At 63.1% G+C, this 17,138-nt stretch carries 11 protein-coding genes; 6 read left to right on the forward strand and 5 right to left on the reverse strand.

Features of this window, described 5'->3' with window-relative positions; all coding sequences use genetic code 11:
- The first annotated feature begins 206 nt into the window (after positions 1 to 206).
- The 4 genes from LC490_RS19260 (at position 207) to cpaB (ending at position 8,176) form a co-directional block, all read left to right on the forward strand.
- Positions 207 to 3,431 (forward strand): TonB-dependent receptor, encoded by a 3,225-nt coding sequence (locus LC490_RS19260; RefSeq protein WP_223621244.1) that lies wholly within the window; start codon positions 207 to 209, stop codon positions 3,429 to 3,431.
- A 126-nt stretch (positions 3,432 to 3,557) separates the two neighbouring features.
- Positions 3,558 to 5,345: a metalloendopeptidase CpaA gene (cpaA, locus tag LC490_RS19265; protein WP_223621245.1), complete on the forward strand. Its 1,788-nt coding sequence runs from the start codon at positions 3,558 to 3,560 to the stop codon at positions 5,343 to 5,345.
- A 268-nt stretch (positions 5,346 to 5,613) separates the two neighbouring features.
- Positions 5,614 to 7,401 (forward strand): metalloendopeptidase CpaA, encoded by a 1,788-nt coding sequence (cpaA, locus tag LC490_RS19270; protein ID WP_223621246.1) that lies wholly within the window; start codon positions 5,614 to 5,616, stop codon positions 7,399 to 7,401.
- Between the two features lie 76 nt (positions 7,402 to 7,477).
- Positions 7,478 to 8,176, forward strand: coding sequence for a metalloprotease secretion chaperone CpaB (gene cpaB / locus LC490_RS19275; RefSeq protein WP_223621247.1), 699 nt, complete (start codon positions 7,478 to 7,480; stop codon positions 8,174 to 8,176).
- Positions 8,177 to 8,295: 119 nt separating this feature from the next.
- Here the strand turns inward: cpaB and LC490_RS19280 are convergent, their stop codons facing one another.
- The 4 genes from LC490_RS19280 to galE form a co-directional block, all read right to left on the reverse strand.
- A complete protein-coding gene (locus LC490_RS19280) occupies positions 8,296 to 9,180 on the reverse strand; it encodes an N-acyl homoserine lactonase family protein (protein ID WP_223621248.1) in 885 nt (294 codons plus the stop codon).
- Positions 9,181 to 9,194: 14 nt separating this feature from the next.
- Positions 9,195 to 9,794, reverse strand: a complete 600-nt coding sequence (locus LC490_RS19285) for a TetR/AcrR family transcriptional regulator (protein ID WP_031371888.1) — start codon at positions 9,792 to 9,794, stop codon at positions 9,195 to 9,197.
- Between the two features lie 252 nt (positions 9,795 to 10,046).
- The gene (locus LC490_RS19290; RefSeq protein WP_223621249.1) at positions 10,047 to 11,432 is read right to left on the reverse strand and encodes a GlcNAc-transferase family protein; all 1,386 of its coding nucleotides are present in this window, start codon (positions 11,430 to 11,432) and stop codon (positions 10,047 to 10,049) included.
- 103 nt (positions 11,433 to 11,535) lie between these two features.
- Positions 11,536 to 12,579, reverse strand: a complete 1,044-nt coding sequence (gene galE, locus LC490_RS19295; protein ID WP_343223026.1) for a UDP-glucose 4-epimerase GalE — start codon at positions 12,577 to 12,579, stop codon at positions 11,536 to 11,538.
- A gap of 268 nt (positions 12,580 to 12,847) precedes the next feature.
- Between galE and LC490_RS19300 the strand changes: the two genes are divergently transcribed.
- Positions 12,848 to 13,066, forward strand: a complete 219-nt coding sequence (locus LC490_RS19300; RefSeq protein WP_144436320.1) for a hypothetical protein — start codon at positions 12,848 to 12,850, stop codon at positions 13,064 to 13,066.
- 89 nt (positions 13,067 to 13,155) lie between these two features.
- Complete coding sequence (locus LC490_RS19305; protein WP_223621251.1) at positions 13,156 to 13,812, forward strand: hypothetical protein; 657 nt, start codon at positions 13,156 to 13,158, stop codon at positions 13,810 to 13,812.
- Between the two features lie 121 nt (positions 13,813 to 13,933).
- Here LC490_RS19305 and LC490_RS19310 read toward each other — a convergent pair whose 3' ends face one another.
- The gene (locus LC490_RS19310; RefSeq protein WP_223621268.1) at positions 13,934 to 16,885 is read right to left on the reverse strand and encodes a TonB-dependent receptor; all 2,952 of its coding nucleotides are present in this window, start codon (positions 16,883 to 16,885) and stop codon (positions 13,934 to 13,936) included.
- Positions 16,886 to 17,138: the final 253 nt, after the last annotated feature.

A 17,138-nucleotide genomic window follows, 5' to 3' on the forward strand; every position in this document is an offset into this window, starting at 1 on the left:
CGCAACCAGCGCACGTCGCGAGTCTTCAACCAGGTGAAAGGGGCAGCCATGACCTATCGCGCGACCTGAGTTTCACGACCGCTTATCCACCGCACTTCGCGCGGCGCGCGGCCAGTGCGCTCCACAGCCGCCCGGAACCGCCGCGACGGATTCCATACGAATAAGAGAGAAACCCGATGCCAGCCAGAACTCCCAGCACGCGACTGATGCGCTCCGTACTCAGTCTTGCCCTCAGCGCCAGCCTGTTCTCCGGTGCCGTCATGGCCCAGAGCGCGATCGGCTCGATTTTCGGCCATGCCGCGCCCGAAGCCGTCATCAGCATCGAGAACGTCGGCACCGGCGCGAAACGCACCGTCAAGGCCGGCGGCGACGGGCGCTTCACCTTCAGCCAGCTGCCGCCGGGCGACTACCGCGTCAGCACCGGCAGCGACAAGCGCGACGTGCACGTACCGGTCGGCACCGGCGTGAATGTCAGCTTCGTCGCCAAATCGACGGCTGCCCCGGGCCAGGCGACCGATCTCGACGGGGTCGTAGTCAACGGTTCCAGGATCAACCCGATCGACGTCTCGTCGGTCGAGTCGACCACGGTGATCAGCGCCAAGGAACTGCTGAAGCTGCCGGTAGCGCGCGAACTCAGTTCGGTCGCGCTGTTGGCGCCGAGCGTGGTCAAGGGCGATGCCGGTTACGGCAACCTGGTCTCGGTCGGCGGCTCCTCGGTGGCCGAGAACGGCTACTACATCAATGGTTTCGACATCACCAACATGCGCGACATGTTGTCGTACTTCGACATGCCCTTCGAGGCGGTCAGCGAAATCCAGGTCAAGACCGGCGGCTACGGCGCCGAGTTCGGCCGCTCGCTCGGCGGCGTGCTCAGCGTCGTCACCAAGCGCGGCACCAACGATTGGAAGGGCGGTGCCAGCGTGTACTGGGAACCGCGCTGGCTGCGCGAGCGCAATCCCAATCTGCGTCAGCGCGATCCGCACCTCGCCGCCGTCGGCAACGGCGACCAGGAAACGATGCCCTGGTTCAGCTACTCCAATCCGGCCAACGAAACAGAGAGCACCAAGTACAACGTCTACCAAAGCGGTCCGATCATCCGCGACAAGCTGTTCTTCTTCGCCCTGTTGCAGGGGCGCTACGACATCGACGAAAGCTATGGCTACAGAGATGCCGCCCACACGCGCAATACCAGCCCCCAAGGCGTGGTCAAGCTCGACTGGAACATCAACGATGACCACAGCCTCGAACTGACCGGAGTCTTCGCACCCCGCGACGTCAGCAGACGCGATTATCGCGGCATCGATGCCGACGAAGACGGCTATCCCGATCGCCCCTTCGGCAGCGGACGCGATCTGGAGTTCTTCCAGAAGAAGGAAACCGGCGGCGGCGGGCGCATGGGCCTGCTCAAGTACACCGGCCGCTTCGGCGACGACTTCATCCTCTCGGCACAGGCAGGCCGACTCGATTCCATCCGCGACTTCGACAAGCAACTTCCGCGCGGCATCGAGTGCCCAGGCGCCTACGATTCGCGCGGGTTGAATCAAGGCAGCATCAAATACATAGGCTGTTGGAACCCTCTGTACCTGACCTACGTCGACGGCACGGTCAAACAGAAAGACATCCGCGATGGCTATCGGATCGACGGCGAGTGGCATACCGACGACCATACCGTCCGCTTTGGCGTCGACTACGAGAAGAACTCGTCCAATACGCTCGTCGCCCAATACAGCGGCAACAACACCTACTACCGCTACCTCACCGCCGATGCCGGCGGACGAGTACTGGGCGTTTCCGGGTTCACTCCCGGCGGCGAGTACGTACGCTTGCGCAGCATGGAGACCGGCGCGGGCGGATTCAGCGCCACCAATACCGCGGTCTACCTGGAGGACAACTGGCAGGTCACCAAGAACCTGTTGCTGTACGGCGGCCTGCGGCGCGAAACCTTCGACAACAAAAACATGCGCGGCGCGACCTTCATCAAGGTCGACAACCAATGGTCGCCGCGCCTGGGCTTCTCCTGGGACATGAACGGCGATTCGAGCTTCAAGGTGTACGGCACGGCCGGGCGCTATTTCATTCCGATCCCGAACATGCTCGCGATCACCCTGTCCAACTACACCGACTTCGTCGCCTCCTACCACACCTACCAAGGCATCGATCCGGCCACCGGCGCGGCCGTCGGCCTGTCGGCTCCGCTGACGGTCAATACCAACGGGACCGTCGGCAGCCAGTTCCATACCTATAACGGCCCCCGCCCGCCCGATCCGCGCACGATCACCGACACCGAACTCGAGCCGATGAGCCAGGACGAGTTCATCCTCGGTGCCCAATGGACGCTGGCTAACGACTGGACCGTAGGCGTGCGCGGCATCCGTCGCGCAGTCAACAACGGCTTCGACAACTACTGCACCTACACCCCGTACGTGGCCTGGGCCGAAGAGAACGGCTCGAGCCTGACGCGCGCCGATTTCATGCGCACCCAGTCGAGCTGCATCTTCATCAACCCGAACAAAGACGCCACCATCGGCATGCATCTGGACGGCGACATCAATGGCCCGCTGACCAATGTCACCCTGCCCGCGCGCTATTTCAATCTGCCCAGCTACAAGCGCAAGTACAACGCGATCGAGCTGATGCTGGAAAAAAGCACCCCGACGTGGTCCATCCAGGGCTCTTACACCTGGGCGCACAGCTACGGCAACGTCGAAGGCTATGCCAACTCCACCGAAGTCGACGGCGCCGTCGCCCACAGCATCGACTTCAACAACCGGAGCCTGCAGGAAGGCTCCTATGGCGATCTGGCCAACGATCGCCGGCATACCTTGAAGGTGTTCGGCAGCTATAACCTCAACGAGGAATGGCGCTTGGGCGGCAACCTGACGGTGCAGTCGGGCTTGCCGCGCAGTTGCCGCGGCCGCCTGCCCACCTTCGACCAGGACGTGCACAACGGCGAAGTGCCCTCTTACTACTCGGCCGAAGACATCATCGCCTCGCACGACGGCGGCTGGGTAACCCCGAGCACCAATTGGTGCCACGATCGGCCGTTCCAGGACAGCTGGACCGATACCTCGGGCAACGTCCACCAGTACACCAACTACGGCGTGCGTCTGAGCCAGCGCGGCCAGATGGGACGCACTCCATGGTGGTGGAACTTCGATTTCCAGGTCGCCTACATCCCGAACTGGGCGGACAAGAAGCTGACCCTGCAATTGGACGTCTACAACCTGTTCAACCGCCACAAGGCGCTGAAGCAGAACGAGGCTTTCGATCGCAGGATCAGCGTCGAAGACGATCCGAACATCCCCAGTCCCGATCCTGCATTGAACTCGGGCGACTACTTCGAGCTGTGGGGGCCGAACCCGAACTGGGGCCAGACCACCAACTTCCAGACCCCGCGCTACGTGCAGTTGTCGGCGCGTTACGAATGGTGACCTGAGGCAGCCCTTGCGGGCCACCGGCATCGCCGGTGGCCCGCGATCGCGCATACGGCCGAACACCATGTTTCCGCCCGACCTATCCGGACGGGCGCCAGAACCACAGCAACGGAGAATGATGCGATGAGAAAGCTATCCATCGGCCTGTTGGCAATGCTGTTCTGTATCAACGCCAATGCGACCGACCTCAGCCCGAATACGATCGGCGGCGGCGATATTCCCGGCAACTACGCCGCGATCGACTTCTACATGAAGAATCGCGACTGGGCGCCGACGCTGACCCTGTCCAACGACGCAGCCGATCAATCGACCGTCGCCATCCACACCACCGCCTCGATGAAGAGCAACTTGATCACAGGCAATACCGATTACCCCTTGAGTTCATTGACCTTGAATACCGGCGACGAAGTGTCCTTCGTCTACCAAGCCTCCAAACAACAGTGGAGCATGAACGCTCCCAGCCTCAGCCCGAACAGCAACGGCGGCAGCGGCGCCATTCCCGCCTATACCAGCGGCAAGCTGCTCCGCTTCGATCTCGCCAACGGCAATTGGGCGCAGGCGGTCACGTTGCCGGCGAGCGCCCCCGATGGCAGCGTCATCGCGATCGCTTCCACTGCCACCTGGACTTCGCGGATCAATGCCCAGAACGTGATGTTCGCCGGCACCTTCAATATTCGCACCGGCGACCAGTACGTCTTCGTCTATCGCGCCAGCCTGCAACGTTGGGTCAGCGTCAAAACTCCAGAGCTCGCCTTGAACGCCGCCGCCGTCGGAGCGCAAATGGCCGCTCCGGTGGTTCCGTACACCAAGGTCAACTTCAGCAACGGCAATTGGGTTCCGGAAATCAGCCTGCCGGCCACGGCAGGCGATCGCGACCGCATCAGTCTGAGCTCCGACGCGACTTGGACGGCGAACATTTCGAATCAGAATCTGGAGGCTGCCGGCTCGCTGAAGCTGTATACCGGCGCGCGCTACGACTTCATCTTCATCAAGGAGAAGAATCGCTGGGTGCTGCAGTCGAGTCCGGAAACCGCCTACACCGCCAATAGTCTCGGCGGCTCGCAGCTGCCCGACATGAAGTCGCCGTCGGCGCGCTACACCGCTGCGGACGGCAACTGGACCGCGTCGCTGCGCCTGCCGGTCAATGCCTCGCCGGGCGACTGTTTGGTGGTCAAGAGCGACGCCAGCTGGGACTTCAGCGTCAGCGGCGAGAACACCGCCTTCGGCACCGTGCCGGTGCGCAAGGGCGAAACCTTGCGCTTCGTGCGCACCGCGGCCGGCGCGTGGGCGCTCGACACCCGCATCATCACCATGCTGTTGATCTACAGCGAGGAAGCCGCCGCCCAGCTCGGCGAGGTCGCGGCGCAGATGCGCCTGCTCGAAGGCCTGCGGCTGACCAACGAGGCGCTGGAGAACTCTGAGGTCGATTTCTACGTCAAGGCGGTCGGCCTGCTCAAGCGTCAGTTCCAGGCCGAGACCCTGGGCGACATCCTCAATGTCGTGCTCAAGGACTCCGTAGTGGCGTCGATGCGCACCCAATCGGCGGCCGACGCGGTCTACTACGAAGGCACCGAAGACGGCTGCGGCCTGGCCGGGGTAAACGCCTCGAAGGAACACATGCTCGGTTCGGGATCCCTGAACTGCGGGATCACCGTGATGCGCCATGAGTTCGGTCACAACATGGGCCTCAACCACGGCGACGATTCGACCGGAGGCTCGGCGCCTTACGCCAAGGGCTACAGCCTGATCGGGGACATCATGGGCGGTAACGGCATCGCGTACTACTCGAACCCGAATCTGTACACCTCCGACTACAACGTCGCGATGGGGCTGCCGATGGGCATCGCCGATGTCACCGATTCGGCCCGCGCCTTGAACGAACGCTCGCTGGAAGTCTCGCAGTACTACTGATCGTCGGCTCGATCCGCCTGGCAGCTCGCCGCCTGGCGGATCGAGGATCAACTTGGCGGGGAAACGTCCGCATGCCCATCGGATGCGATCACTTGCAGAGCAAAGGTCAGGTCGCATACCCGATACGCCAGAAACTCGCACGAAGCAGTCGTCGAAGGAACGGGACGCATGTATGGCAGGAAGGCCGGATGCACCAGAACCAGGAACACGCGCAGCATGGCGAAACGCCGGCCGGCACCCTGGAATCCCCGCAGTGGAGAACGATGAAATGAAGAGATTGTGTATCGGCTTGTTCGCGATGCTGTTCGCCATAAACGCCGCCGCCACCGACCTCAGCCCCAGCGCCGTCGGCGGCGGGGATATCCCGGGCGACTACCCGTCCATCGACTTCTATATCTCGAAGAACGATTGGGCCTCCACGCTGACGCTGTCGAACAGCGCCGCCGATCAATCCACCGTCACCATTCATTCGAGCACCACCAAGACCAGCAACCTGATTGCGAGCAACACCGACTTCCCGCTGACGTCGATGACGATCTACAAGGACGATCACGTCACCTTCGTCTATCAGGCGGCCAAACAACGCTGGGTGGTAACGGCGCCGAGCTATACGCCCAACTCCAACGGTGGCAGCGGCAGCATCCCCTCACCCGCAGTCGGCAAGTACACCCGCTTCGATATCGCCGACGGCGACTGGGCGCAGACCGTCACCCTGCCCGCCAGCGCACCGGACAACAGCGTGCTTGCGGTAAACTCCACCGCCACCTGGGGCAGCAAGATCAGCTCGCAGAACCTGCAGTTCGCGAGCACGTTCAACCTGCGCGGAGGCGACCAGTACGTATTTGTCTATCAGACCAAGTTCCAGCGCTGGTTCAGCGTCAAGACGCCGGTTACGACCTTGAACGCCGGTAGCATCGGCGCGCAGATGGCCGCTCCGGCAGTACCGAACACCCAGGTCAAGTTCGCCAACGGCAACTGGTCGCCGAGCCTCATCCTGCCGGCGACCGCAGGCGATCGCGACCGCATCGGCGTCACCTCCGACGCCACCTGGTCGGCGACCATCAGCAACCAGAATCTGGGTACGACCGGCACCTTGAAGCTGTTTCCGGGTGCGCGCTACGACTTCATCTTCATCAAGGAAAAGAATCACTGGGCGCTGCAGTCGAGCCCGGATGTCGTACATACGCCCAATAGTCTGGGCAGCGACCAATTGCCGGACATGCGTACTCCGACGGTGCGTTTCAATGCGCTCAACGGCAACTGGTCGCAGAAGCTGTTGCTGCCGGTCAACGCGCAACCCGGCGACGAAGTGATCGTCAAAAGCGACGCCACGTTCGGCTTCGATGTCACCGGGCAAAGCACCACCTTCGGCTCGCTGCCGGTCAGCACCGGCGACATCGTGCGATTCGTCCGCGACAGCGCCGGGCGCTGGACGCAGGACACCCGCATCATCACCATGCTGATGGCCTACACCGACCGGGCCGTGGCCCGGGTCGGCGAGTCGGGAGAAAAGATGCGGCTGATCGAAGGCCTGCGACTGACCAACGAGGCGCTGGAGAACTCCAAGGTCAACTTCTATGTCAAGTCGGTCGGCTTCCTGAAGCATCAGCTCGCGGAAACCAGCTTGTCGGACGCCCTCAACGCGGCACAAACGGACCAGACGGTTCTGGCCACCCGCCAACAACTTTCCGCGGATGCCTTCTACTACGAGGACTACTACAACGCCACCGCGGCATCGTGCGGCCTCGGCGTAGTCACGGCGACGCGCCGCGAGGCTATGGTCGGCATTGGCGCGTTGGAATGCGGGACTACCGTGATGCGCCACGAGCTGGCCCACAACATGGGCATCGCCCATGCCAACGAGAACAACGGCGCCACGGCCTATGCCAAGGGCTACCACATGACCAAGGAAATCATGAACGACAACGTGATTCCGTATTACTCGAATCCGCGCATCTACACGCCCGACCATGGTGTCGCGATGGGCATCGAGAACGAAATCGATGCGGTGCGCGCGATGAATGAGCGTTCCCAGTTCGTTTCGGAATTCTACTGACTATTGCGTTCATCGCCTGCCCGGCCGGCCATCGGGGCCGGCCGGGCAGGTCCGTCGGTCAATCGCGAGGACAGTCATGCACGTTCAACGAAACCAGGCTCTGATCATGGGGCTCGTCCTGACCGGCGCGGCGACGGTCGGCCTGTTGCTGCACTTCCGAGCGGACCCGTCGACTGCGAACGGCAGCCCGCAGGACTCGAGTTATGCCCCGCCCGGCACCGCTGGGCCCGAGCAAGGTGGCGCGTCCGCCTCGCACCGCGATGGCGATATCGAACGCCTCGTGTCCAGGCGCAGCACCTTCTCCCTGGACCGGACGAAACTGCAGGCAGCACTCGGTAAGAAGGCCATCCTGCAATTGGCCGACCCCGACAAGGTGATCGCGGGCAGTTTTCGCCCCTCGGCCAAGCAAGTTTCCGATGGTCGCCAGTTCGTCGCCTACGACCCCTATGTCGTCGAGTCCAAGGGGGTCGGCGACGATATCGAGGTCTATCTGCCTAACATCGGCCTGACCGCGCACGGCGTCATCGACAATGTCGAAGTCAACGGCGACATCATCCGTTGGTCCGGACGGTTCGAAGACTTCAACTCGACCCAAAGCAGCTTCTCGATCAGCCAGACCATGATCGACCAGTACGTGCTCGGGGTGTTCGAGACGCCGATGGGCACGTTCAACCTCGAAGCCAAGAACGGCCTGGGCTGGATCGTGGACCAAGGCACGGACTTCTATCTGCCTGCCGATGGCAAGGACTATGTCGAGCCCGAAGGCAAGCACTAAGCAAGCATTAAGTCCGCCTCGCCGCACAGCACGTCCCAAGACAAAGGCAGGAAGCCCGCTTCCTGGCTTTTCTCAGTGATCCTATGCGATGCGGGCAAACCGCGCCGACCGCCCCACAGCTAGTCCAGGTAGGCCGGAAAAACCGGCAGCGCGTTGAAATCGTCCATCGAATGCTGGATCACTACGCGGGCCCGTTGGTTTTTCACGATGCGCTCGATGCGGTCCATCGACGCCAGCGTCTCGCTACGGCTCACGTTGAACACCGGCATGCGCTTCCCGGCGCGGTTCTCGTGCGAGTGGTACAGATCGCCGGTCAACAGGACCTGGCCCGAACGCGGCAGCCGAAGCAGCAGCACCTGGTGCCCCGGCGTGTGGCCCGGCGCCTTCAGCAAACGCACGCTGCCGTCGCCGAACACGTCGTGATCGCCGTCGATAAGCACCGTGGCCGCCCGTGCCTGGGTTTCGATCAGCTTGAGGTTGGTGCGCGGCGGCGCCGGAACGGACTGGATCCATTCCAGCTCTTTGCGGTTCACGATCCAGGTCGCCTGCTTCAATGCATTCGCATTGCCGAGATGGTCGCCATGGCCGTGCGAGAAAGCGAAGTAGTCGATGTCGTCGAAGCTCAGCTCCAACTGCTGAAGCTGAGCCGCAACCGGGGTATCGACTATGGCGCGGTAAAGCGGAAGCTGAGTCCCGCCCAGGGGTTCGGCGTAACGATCGCCCAGGCCCGCCTCCCACAGCAGGTCGCCCTTCGGGTGGCGAATCAGGAAGCACGGCATCATCAGGGTACCGGGGTGGCCGTCGTACTCCCCGGTATCGGCGAACGGCGCGAGATCCGCGAATTGCGCGCGGCCGCAATCCATGGCGTAAAGCTTGATGGCCGGCTCGGCCGCCGAGGCCTGCGAGAACACAGCGGACAATACGATCGGTAACACAAAGCGCTTCAACAACGAGGTCATGACGTTGATCCGAATGAGGCGACAGGTGGGGGCGATGCGATGCAACCGGCGCTTACGCGTCAGGCGCTTCGGCGTCGTTTGGCCGGACGCCGCTCGATCAGCATCCGTGCGATTTCTTTGGCGGACGAGGATGCCGCCGCCGAGCCGGTACGCAGCGCGGTGACGATCGCGCCGTCGATCAGCATCATCAGTTGGCTCGCCAGATCGCCGGCCGGGCGTATCTGCGCGTCCACGAGCAGGCGTTCGAGATAGGCGGTGACCTGTTGCTTGTGGTCGTGGGCGACCGCATGACCGGCGTGGTCGCGATCGGCCAGTTCGACGATCGAGTTGATGAAGATGCAGCCGCGGAAACCGCTGCTGTTCAAGCGCTCGGTCAGCGCGTCGAACACCGCCAAAGGGCGCGCGCCGGGGTCGTCGGACAGCCGATCGACCGCATCGGCCAACCATTGCCGCCAGGCCGCACCGAGTTGGCTCAGGACTTCGGCGACCAGATCGTTCTTGGATGGGAAATGCTTGTAGAAGCTGGCCTTGGCGACGCCGGACTGATCGATGATCGTGTCGATCCCCACCGCACGGATGCCGTGCGCGTAGAACAGCTGCGAGGCGACCGCGAGGATGCGCTCGCGCGGAGGGGGCGGTACCGGCTCGGCGGTTTTCATGGCCGGAAATATACAGACAGGTCTGTCTATGTCAAGCGGAGGAAGCCACGCCCCTGGCCACGCCCTTCCGGGAGGGCCAGGGCAACGACCCGGGTCCTGCGTCCGCACGTGACGACGCCGAACTGTCGGCGACCCGATGCTCAACCCTCGAAACCAAGCCTGCGAAGTTCCCTTCGGCGATGGAAGGGCCGGCGGCGCCACTGCGATGCTTCGTAGCCATCGCAGCGTCGGGCTGTATCGGCGGCTGCGACCTCAAAGAGCGACAGACACCGCGTCTTCGCCAAGCTCATGCACCATGATGGAAAATGCGCCACTGAGCTCCGGCGACTTGCTCGTGGCCTGCAGATCGTACTGAGCAGGCAGTCGCGAAGGGCAAGCCTCGAATTTCTCGATGTATTCGAAAGAGCCTTGGGCGCCAAGAACTTCCAGCTCAGTCGCCGACAAACTGCGCGCTACGAGTTCCGATCCGTCCGCCGCATAGGCGGCTACCACCACCGAATCCAGATCTGCAGACTCGGGAAGCGGCTGGGCGTTGCTGATGCACACTCGGAACACTCTTTTGCAGATCAAGCCGTCTTCCCACTCGTTGACGGGGAGGTCGTAGCAAGACTCATCGGGCTCGGTGGGCTCCGCTGCCTCCCTCCTGATCCCCCGGTGCCTGAAACTCAGCCCCGCGTATCTTTCGAACTGTTCAACCGAACGATGTCGTCCAAGACCGTACCTGCCGAAATCGACGGCCTCGTGATCTTCGGAAATACCCAGCAGCGACAAAGATCGCTCCAGCGCCAGAATTGCCCGGTCGGTTGCGCTTCCTTCTATCTCGCCGTTCGATTTCCGTTCGTCGGTGTGGTCGTCCCACACCTTCCTGGCCCCCGAGTTGTACTGATGCCACAGCAGGGGGCGATGCGGGTGAAAGAAATCGTAGCCGTGGGTAAACGCCCTGACCGCCATGACGATTTCCTCGGTCGAGAAGAAATGTTCGGCATCGTTCATGACCTCCTCGACGAACCGGCCGTCCGAGAAGACGAAACCGCCGCTCATGAAGCGCGCCCTCATCGGTTCCGTACGTTCCTCCCAGCCGGGCATCCTGGCCGCGCGATAGCTCACGATCCCCAAGGTGGAGAACTTCCGGACCAGCATTTGCCCGACATGATTCTGCCGGCCCTCCGGGAAAACGGCCGGGTCGAAGGACGGGGGATAGCCGGTCAATAACGGCTTCTCGTACCGGCCGCGCAAAGACTCGAGCATGTCGATCATGGCCGCATCCCAGTGCTCGACGAAGCGGTGATGCGCATCTATCTGCAGGTTGTAGCGCTCGCCGTCGTAATGCCCCTGGCTCGCGTTGCGCGCCCATCCGCAGCCTTTGGAGTCGAGGAAGTGGACATCGATCACTTCGACGATCGCTCCGTCCTTGTCCAACAGGTGCACGAGGTGCCCGTTCCTGCGGGTGCTGCCCGAGTGGCGGAAGCCGGAATCGATGAAGTCGTCCGGGGATTCGTCGCTGTCGTGCTGCCAGCAAACCACGATGCGGAGCCCGCCGGGGTCCGACGCGTTCTCCACGAGATCCGTCAATGTCGGGATGAGCTGCCTGTCGCGGTAGCTCGGCACTTGCACGAAGATCTTTCTCTGGATTTCCATATTCTGGTTTCTACAGGTTCGAATCAGGAACCCACCGTCGGCCGAGCGATCGCCATGCGACCACGCTCGCTAACGGCAGTCGTTTACGACGACGCGGTAATGCTTACAGGGCCATGACGCGAGGGGCGTCCGGCCGCAGCGCTGCCGCTCCCTCAAGTGCGCGGGCCGATACCGGGCGAGGCGTTCTTGCATCGATGCGACGTTCCCACGCGAGTGCGCTGCCGATGATCACATCGATATCGTCGTAACGCGGAACCCAGCCGAGCACACGACGGATTCTTGTTGCATCCGCGATCAGCAGCGGCACATCCCCTGGCCGTCGCGGCGCGTCGACGACCGGAATCGGGCCGCCATTGGCCCGTTCGACGGCGCGCAATACCTCGCGAACCGAATAGCCGCGCCCGTAACCGCAGTTCAACACGACCGATTCGCCGCCGCCCCTGAGGTAGGTCAAGGCGTCGAGATGCGCGCGTGCGAGATCGTCGACGTGGATATAGTCCCTGACGCCGGTGCCGTCGGGGGTCGCGAAATCGGTGCCGTAGATGGCAAGGTGCTTGCGCTTGCCGGTGGCGACTTCACAAGCGACCTTGGTCAGCAAGGTCGCGTTGCGGGTGCTTGGGCCTATGCGCCCACGCAGATCGCTTCCGGCGACATTGAAATAGCGCAGCACTGCAAAGCGCAGCCCACTGGCGGCCGCCTGATCGCGCAGCATCCATTCGCCCATCAGCTTGGATGCGCCATAGGGATTGAGCGGAGCGGCCGGCATCTGTTCGTCGGCGATGCCCGAGGCGGGCATGCCGTACACCGCCGCGGACGAGGAGAATACGAAATTGGCTACGCCGGCCTGTGCGCAGCACGACAGCAGGCTGCGGGTCGCACAGGCATTGTCGGCGTAGTAGCGCAACGGGTCTGCGACCGATTCCGACACGACGGTGCGGGCGGCCAGGTGCAGGACGGTATCGAACTGGCGCTCGCGCAACAGGCGCAGGACGCCGCGGCTGTCGGCGACATCGCCGACCACCAGTTCGGAGCCGATGACGGCATCGGCGAAGCCTGTGCTCAGGTCGTCCAGGACGACGACCCGTTCGCCTCTTTCCACCAACTGAAGTACTACGTGACTTCCAACATAGCCGGCGCCGCCGGTCACAAGTATGGAGCTCTTCATGAGCGAGAAGGAATTCCCTATTGACGCCAGTACCGACGGGACACGAAGCGTTCGCGCCTATCATCTGTGGGAAGCGGACGCAGTTCAACCAAATTTTTCTTTCGTTTTATGCCAATAGCGACAAATTAAATTTCGTTTTCTACCGCCTAAGCAGAAACACGTATTTGGATTGACGCTCCAAATCGCCCCTTGCTAGTGTTCCGCGGCTGGCAAGAAGCCAGCCCATCAAACCAGTATCAAGGAGCGCACAGTGAAGTCGAAGATGATCGTCGGTCCTATGTTAGTAGGCGGATTTATTGCCGCGGCCGCGACGGCCGCAATCGCGGGGGATTCGGTAATCCTCAATGGACGCAAGTACACCTGCACGAACACCTGCAGCGTGACCACGACCTCCACTGGCTATCGCGTCACCGATTGTTGCGGTGGTCGGGTATCGATGACCATCGAACCCACCCTGCCGCCGGAGTGAGCCATAACTTCACTGGGGTGTTCGACACCCTGACGTGAAGCATCCCGCCGGGCTCCCTTGGGAGTCCGGCACTCATCCAGAGGTCGACCGTGAAACTTCATCCGGCATTCGTAGTGTTTGCGGCAACGTTGCTCGTCGGTTGTTCCGACAAGGCAAGCCAGTCCCCAACGCCCTCCTCCCAAGTCCCGGCAGCGCAGGTCGCGCCCGACTCGAAAGATCCCACCAAGGCCAACAGCGCCCCGGCCTTGGCCGATGGCACCAGCGGCACGAGCGGCACCGCTGCCGCAAGCGCACCGCCATCCGCTCCTCCGCCGTTGCCCTACCTCCCTGCCGAAAGCAAGCTGTTGGCCGATGGCGGGCTGGCTACCGAAAGAGCCGCCACGCTCCTGCAGTCCGACAAACAATTTCAACAAGCGGCCCGCCTGTTCGATCAAGGCGCCGCGAACAACCCCGAGGCTCACGACCTGGCGGCTCACTACAAGGCCGCCATTTCGCGAGGCCTCGGCGACAAGGCAGTGCTGCGGGATTTCTCCTGCGGCCTGAGCCTGTGCATCGGCTCGATGCGCACGAAATCCGCCGACGACTACACCGCCTGGTCCGAACGCTTCGCCAAAGACACCGGCGCACCGACCTACAGCTTTATGGAAACCACCAAGAAATTGAGCGAGGGCGAGTACGAGAGCCGGTTCGTGTTCTCGACCGACCCTGGCGCAAATTCCATGAGTGTCCCCGGCAAACCCCGCTAAGCCCTAAAAGCGATGCCGCCCTGAAGCAGCAGCCCGCTGGGAGCTGTTTCAGGGCGACAAGGCTATCGGGATCGGGTGTACCACGAAGATCGCGCCGGCAATGCCGGCGCGATCTGTTTCGTCAGAACTTATAGCCGACCGTGACGCTGTAGCTGCGGCCGAGGATGGTGGCGTAGTCGCTGGAGTCGCCGAGGAAGCTGTTCGGGTCGTAGAACGGCTGACGGTCGAACAGATTCTTGACGGTGAAACCGACGTTGAGCTTCTCGGTCGGACGCCAGGCCAGGCTCAGGTTAGCCGTCCACCAGGACGGCACACCGTCGCACTGCGCTTCCGGCACCGGCAGGAACCCGGCGGTACAGGTTTCCGGGTTGTTGTCCTCGGCATCGACGCGGTCCCAGGCCCACTTGGTGTGGCCGACGTAGTTGACGAAGAAGCTGGTGGTGAACTGGCGGTAGTTCCAATCGGCGTTTATGGTGGCGCGCAAACGCGGATTGCTGTGATAGCCCACGGTGTTGCCGTAGTACCAGCCGTTTTCGTCGTCGAGGTAGGCCTCCTTGCGGCGCGCGATGGTGGCGGCCACGCCGACGTTCAGGCTGCCCCACTCGCCCAGCGAGAAGCGGCTGCGGGCATCGATATCGAAGCCATCGACCAGGGTGCGGCCGCGGTTCTTGTACTGGCCGACGACGCTGGCCACGTTGCCGGCGCTATAGCCCGGCAAGGTGCCCGGACAGCTCACGCCACTGGCCGGGTCGGCGCACATCGCCGCCAACGCGGCTTGCGCGGCGCGGTCGGAATCGGTGATCGGCGAACGGGCCATCGACACGATGTCCTGTTCCTTGCTGAAGTCCGGTGCGGCGATTTCGTTGCGGCGATAGATGAACCAGTAATCGGCCGACACCGACAGCCAGTCGAGCGGCTCGAACACGAAGCCCAAGGTGGCGATCTTGGCCTTCTCCGGCTCCAGGTCCTGGTTGGGCTGGGTCATGCGCGCCACGGTGCGGCTGCAGTCGGCATTGAGCAGCGAGTTGCCCAGGTCCACATCGCCGCCGCGGCGCGACTGGCGCAACAGGTTGGCGATCGCGTTGGTCTCAGCGCAGCGCAGCTCGTCGCGGAAACCTCCGAGCTGGGCGAACACGCCGCCGGTACCGGCCTCGGCCAGGCTAGGAGCGCGGAAGCCTTCCGAGTAAGTACCACGCAACAACAACTGCGGCAGCACCTGATACTTCAAGCCGATCTTCGGCGCCAGGTTGGCGCTGAAATTCGGGTACTTGTCCACGCGCAGCGCAGCGTCGAGCTCCAACTTCTCGGTCAACGGCGCTACGGTCTCGGCGAACAAGGCATAGGTGTTGCGCTTGCCGTCGAACCACGAACCGCCCTGCTGGGTGATCAGGCCGTTGGCCGCGTCTGCGTTGCCCGGGGTGTAGAAGGTCTCGCGGCTGATGTTGAAGCCGAACGCCGCACGCATTTCGCCGGCCGGCAGGTTGAACAGCGGGCCTTCGATCTTGCCGTCCAGGGTATGCAGGCGAGTCCAGGACTGAATGTCGAAGGTCGGATAGGCCTCGCGCAGCAAGGCCGCGTTGGCTTCGCTGATCTCGCCGAACTTGTACGCCGGATGATCGGAGATGATCACGCGGCCGGTGCCCGGGTCGACGGTGAACGGGCCGAAGGCTTTACGGAAGCCGTCCAGGTTGACGTTGATGGTCTGGTAGGTAACCGAGTGCGTACCGGCGGTGGCGAACGCGGTTTCCCAGTTCCAGTCGCCGATCGCGCCGCGCAGGCCGAACAGCCCGCGGTAGCTCTTGTCGGTGTTGCGCTGGCCGAAGTAGTTGTCGCCGACATCCTGCAACAGATACTGCAGGCCCACCACCCCGCCGTTGATCGCCTTGAGCTGGGGGCTGGCGTGGTTGTATTCGTTGTTCGGCCCCAGGAAGGGATAGCGGAACTGGTTGACCGTATTGCCGGTATTGCGCGAGAACCAGCTGGTCGGGTTGCCGGTGGTGGTGCCGAACGAACGCGGCGTGCCGCCGTTGGCGCGCAGGTCGATGTCGGTGTAGGTCAGCTCGGCGAAGGCTTCGGTGCTTTCGCCGACCAGGAAATGAGCGTTGACGTAACCGGTCATGCGCTCGGTTTCGGCGCCCGCGTCGATCTCGTTGTTCATCCAGGTCTGCCAGATGCAACGCGGGCCGGCGGCTTCGCCGGTCAGCACGTTGTTGCAGCCCGGTGCGGGTTCCTGCACGCGCGCGCCGGTCCTGGGGTTGATGGCGAAGTAACTGCCGGGATTGAACACACCCGGCTTGCTGCCGGTGCCCAGGCGCAGGTTCTTCAGATAGTTGGGATTGTTGACGTAGAACTGGTCGGGACGCTTGTCGTAGAAGTCGCTCAACGGAATCGCATCGCGGCGATACAGGTTGACCGAGGCGTAGACGTTGTAGCGATCCTTGTCGAGGTCGCCGAAGCCGGCGGTGATGCTGGCCTGGTGCTCGCCGTAGGAATCGATGCGCGAGGATTTGTCGGTGGTCACGCTGACTTCCGCGCCCTGGTAGTTGCGCTTGGTGATCACGTTGATCACGCCGGCCACTGCGTCGGTGCCGTACACGGCCGAGGCGCCGTCGGTCAGCACCTCCATGCGCTCGATCGCCGCGGCGGGAATGGCGTCGATGTTGACGAACTGGGTCTGGAAGCCGGCCGGCGCGCCGTAGTACGACAGGCGGCGACCGTTCAACAGCACCAAGGTGCCCTGCGCGCCGAGGCCGCGCAGGTTGGCCTGCGAAGCGCCATCCGAACCGGTGAACAAGGAGCGCGAATCCTGCTGCGCCGGACGCGCCGCCGGCAGGTTGTCGAGCACCTGCAGCAAGGTGCGCGCGCCCATGTTCTCGATGTCCTGCTTGCTGATGACCTGCACCGGCGAGGCGGTTTCCACGTCCAGGCGACGGATATTGGAGCCGGTCACTTCGATGCGGGACAGCTCAGTGGTCTTGTCGGCGCTGTCGGTGCCGTTCGTGCTGCTCTGGCCATCCTGTGCGGCAGCGAAGGAAGCGTGGCCCAGCAGCGCGGCGGCGAGGGCCAACGACAGCGGGGTGGCGGTGATGCGGGATGGGCGATTGGCGCGTTGACGGCGCGGGCGGCGGCTTGCGGGCAACATCGGAACTCTCCTGGCGGATCTGCGGCGCGGATGGCGGACGAAAGGCAACAGCGATCCCGGGCCGCGGCCTGACGGCCGCAGTCGGTTGGAGCGGGGGGAGGAGCGGTGTACGCGTTCGGTGTTCGGCGTTACGTGTTCGAAGTTATGCGTCGGGTGTTCGGTGTACGTGTCGCGTGTTCGCTTG

Source organism: Lysobacter sp. ESA13C, assembly GCF_019970005.1.
Classification (GTDB): Bacteria; Pseudomonadota; Gammaproteobacteria; order Xanthomonadales; family Xanthomonadaceae; genus Lysobacter; species Lysobacter antibioticus_B.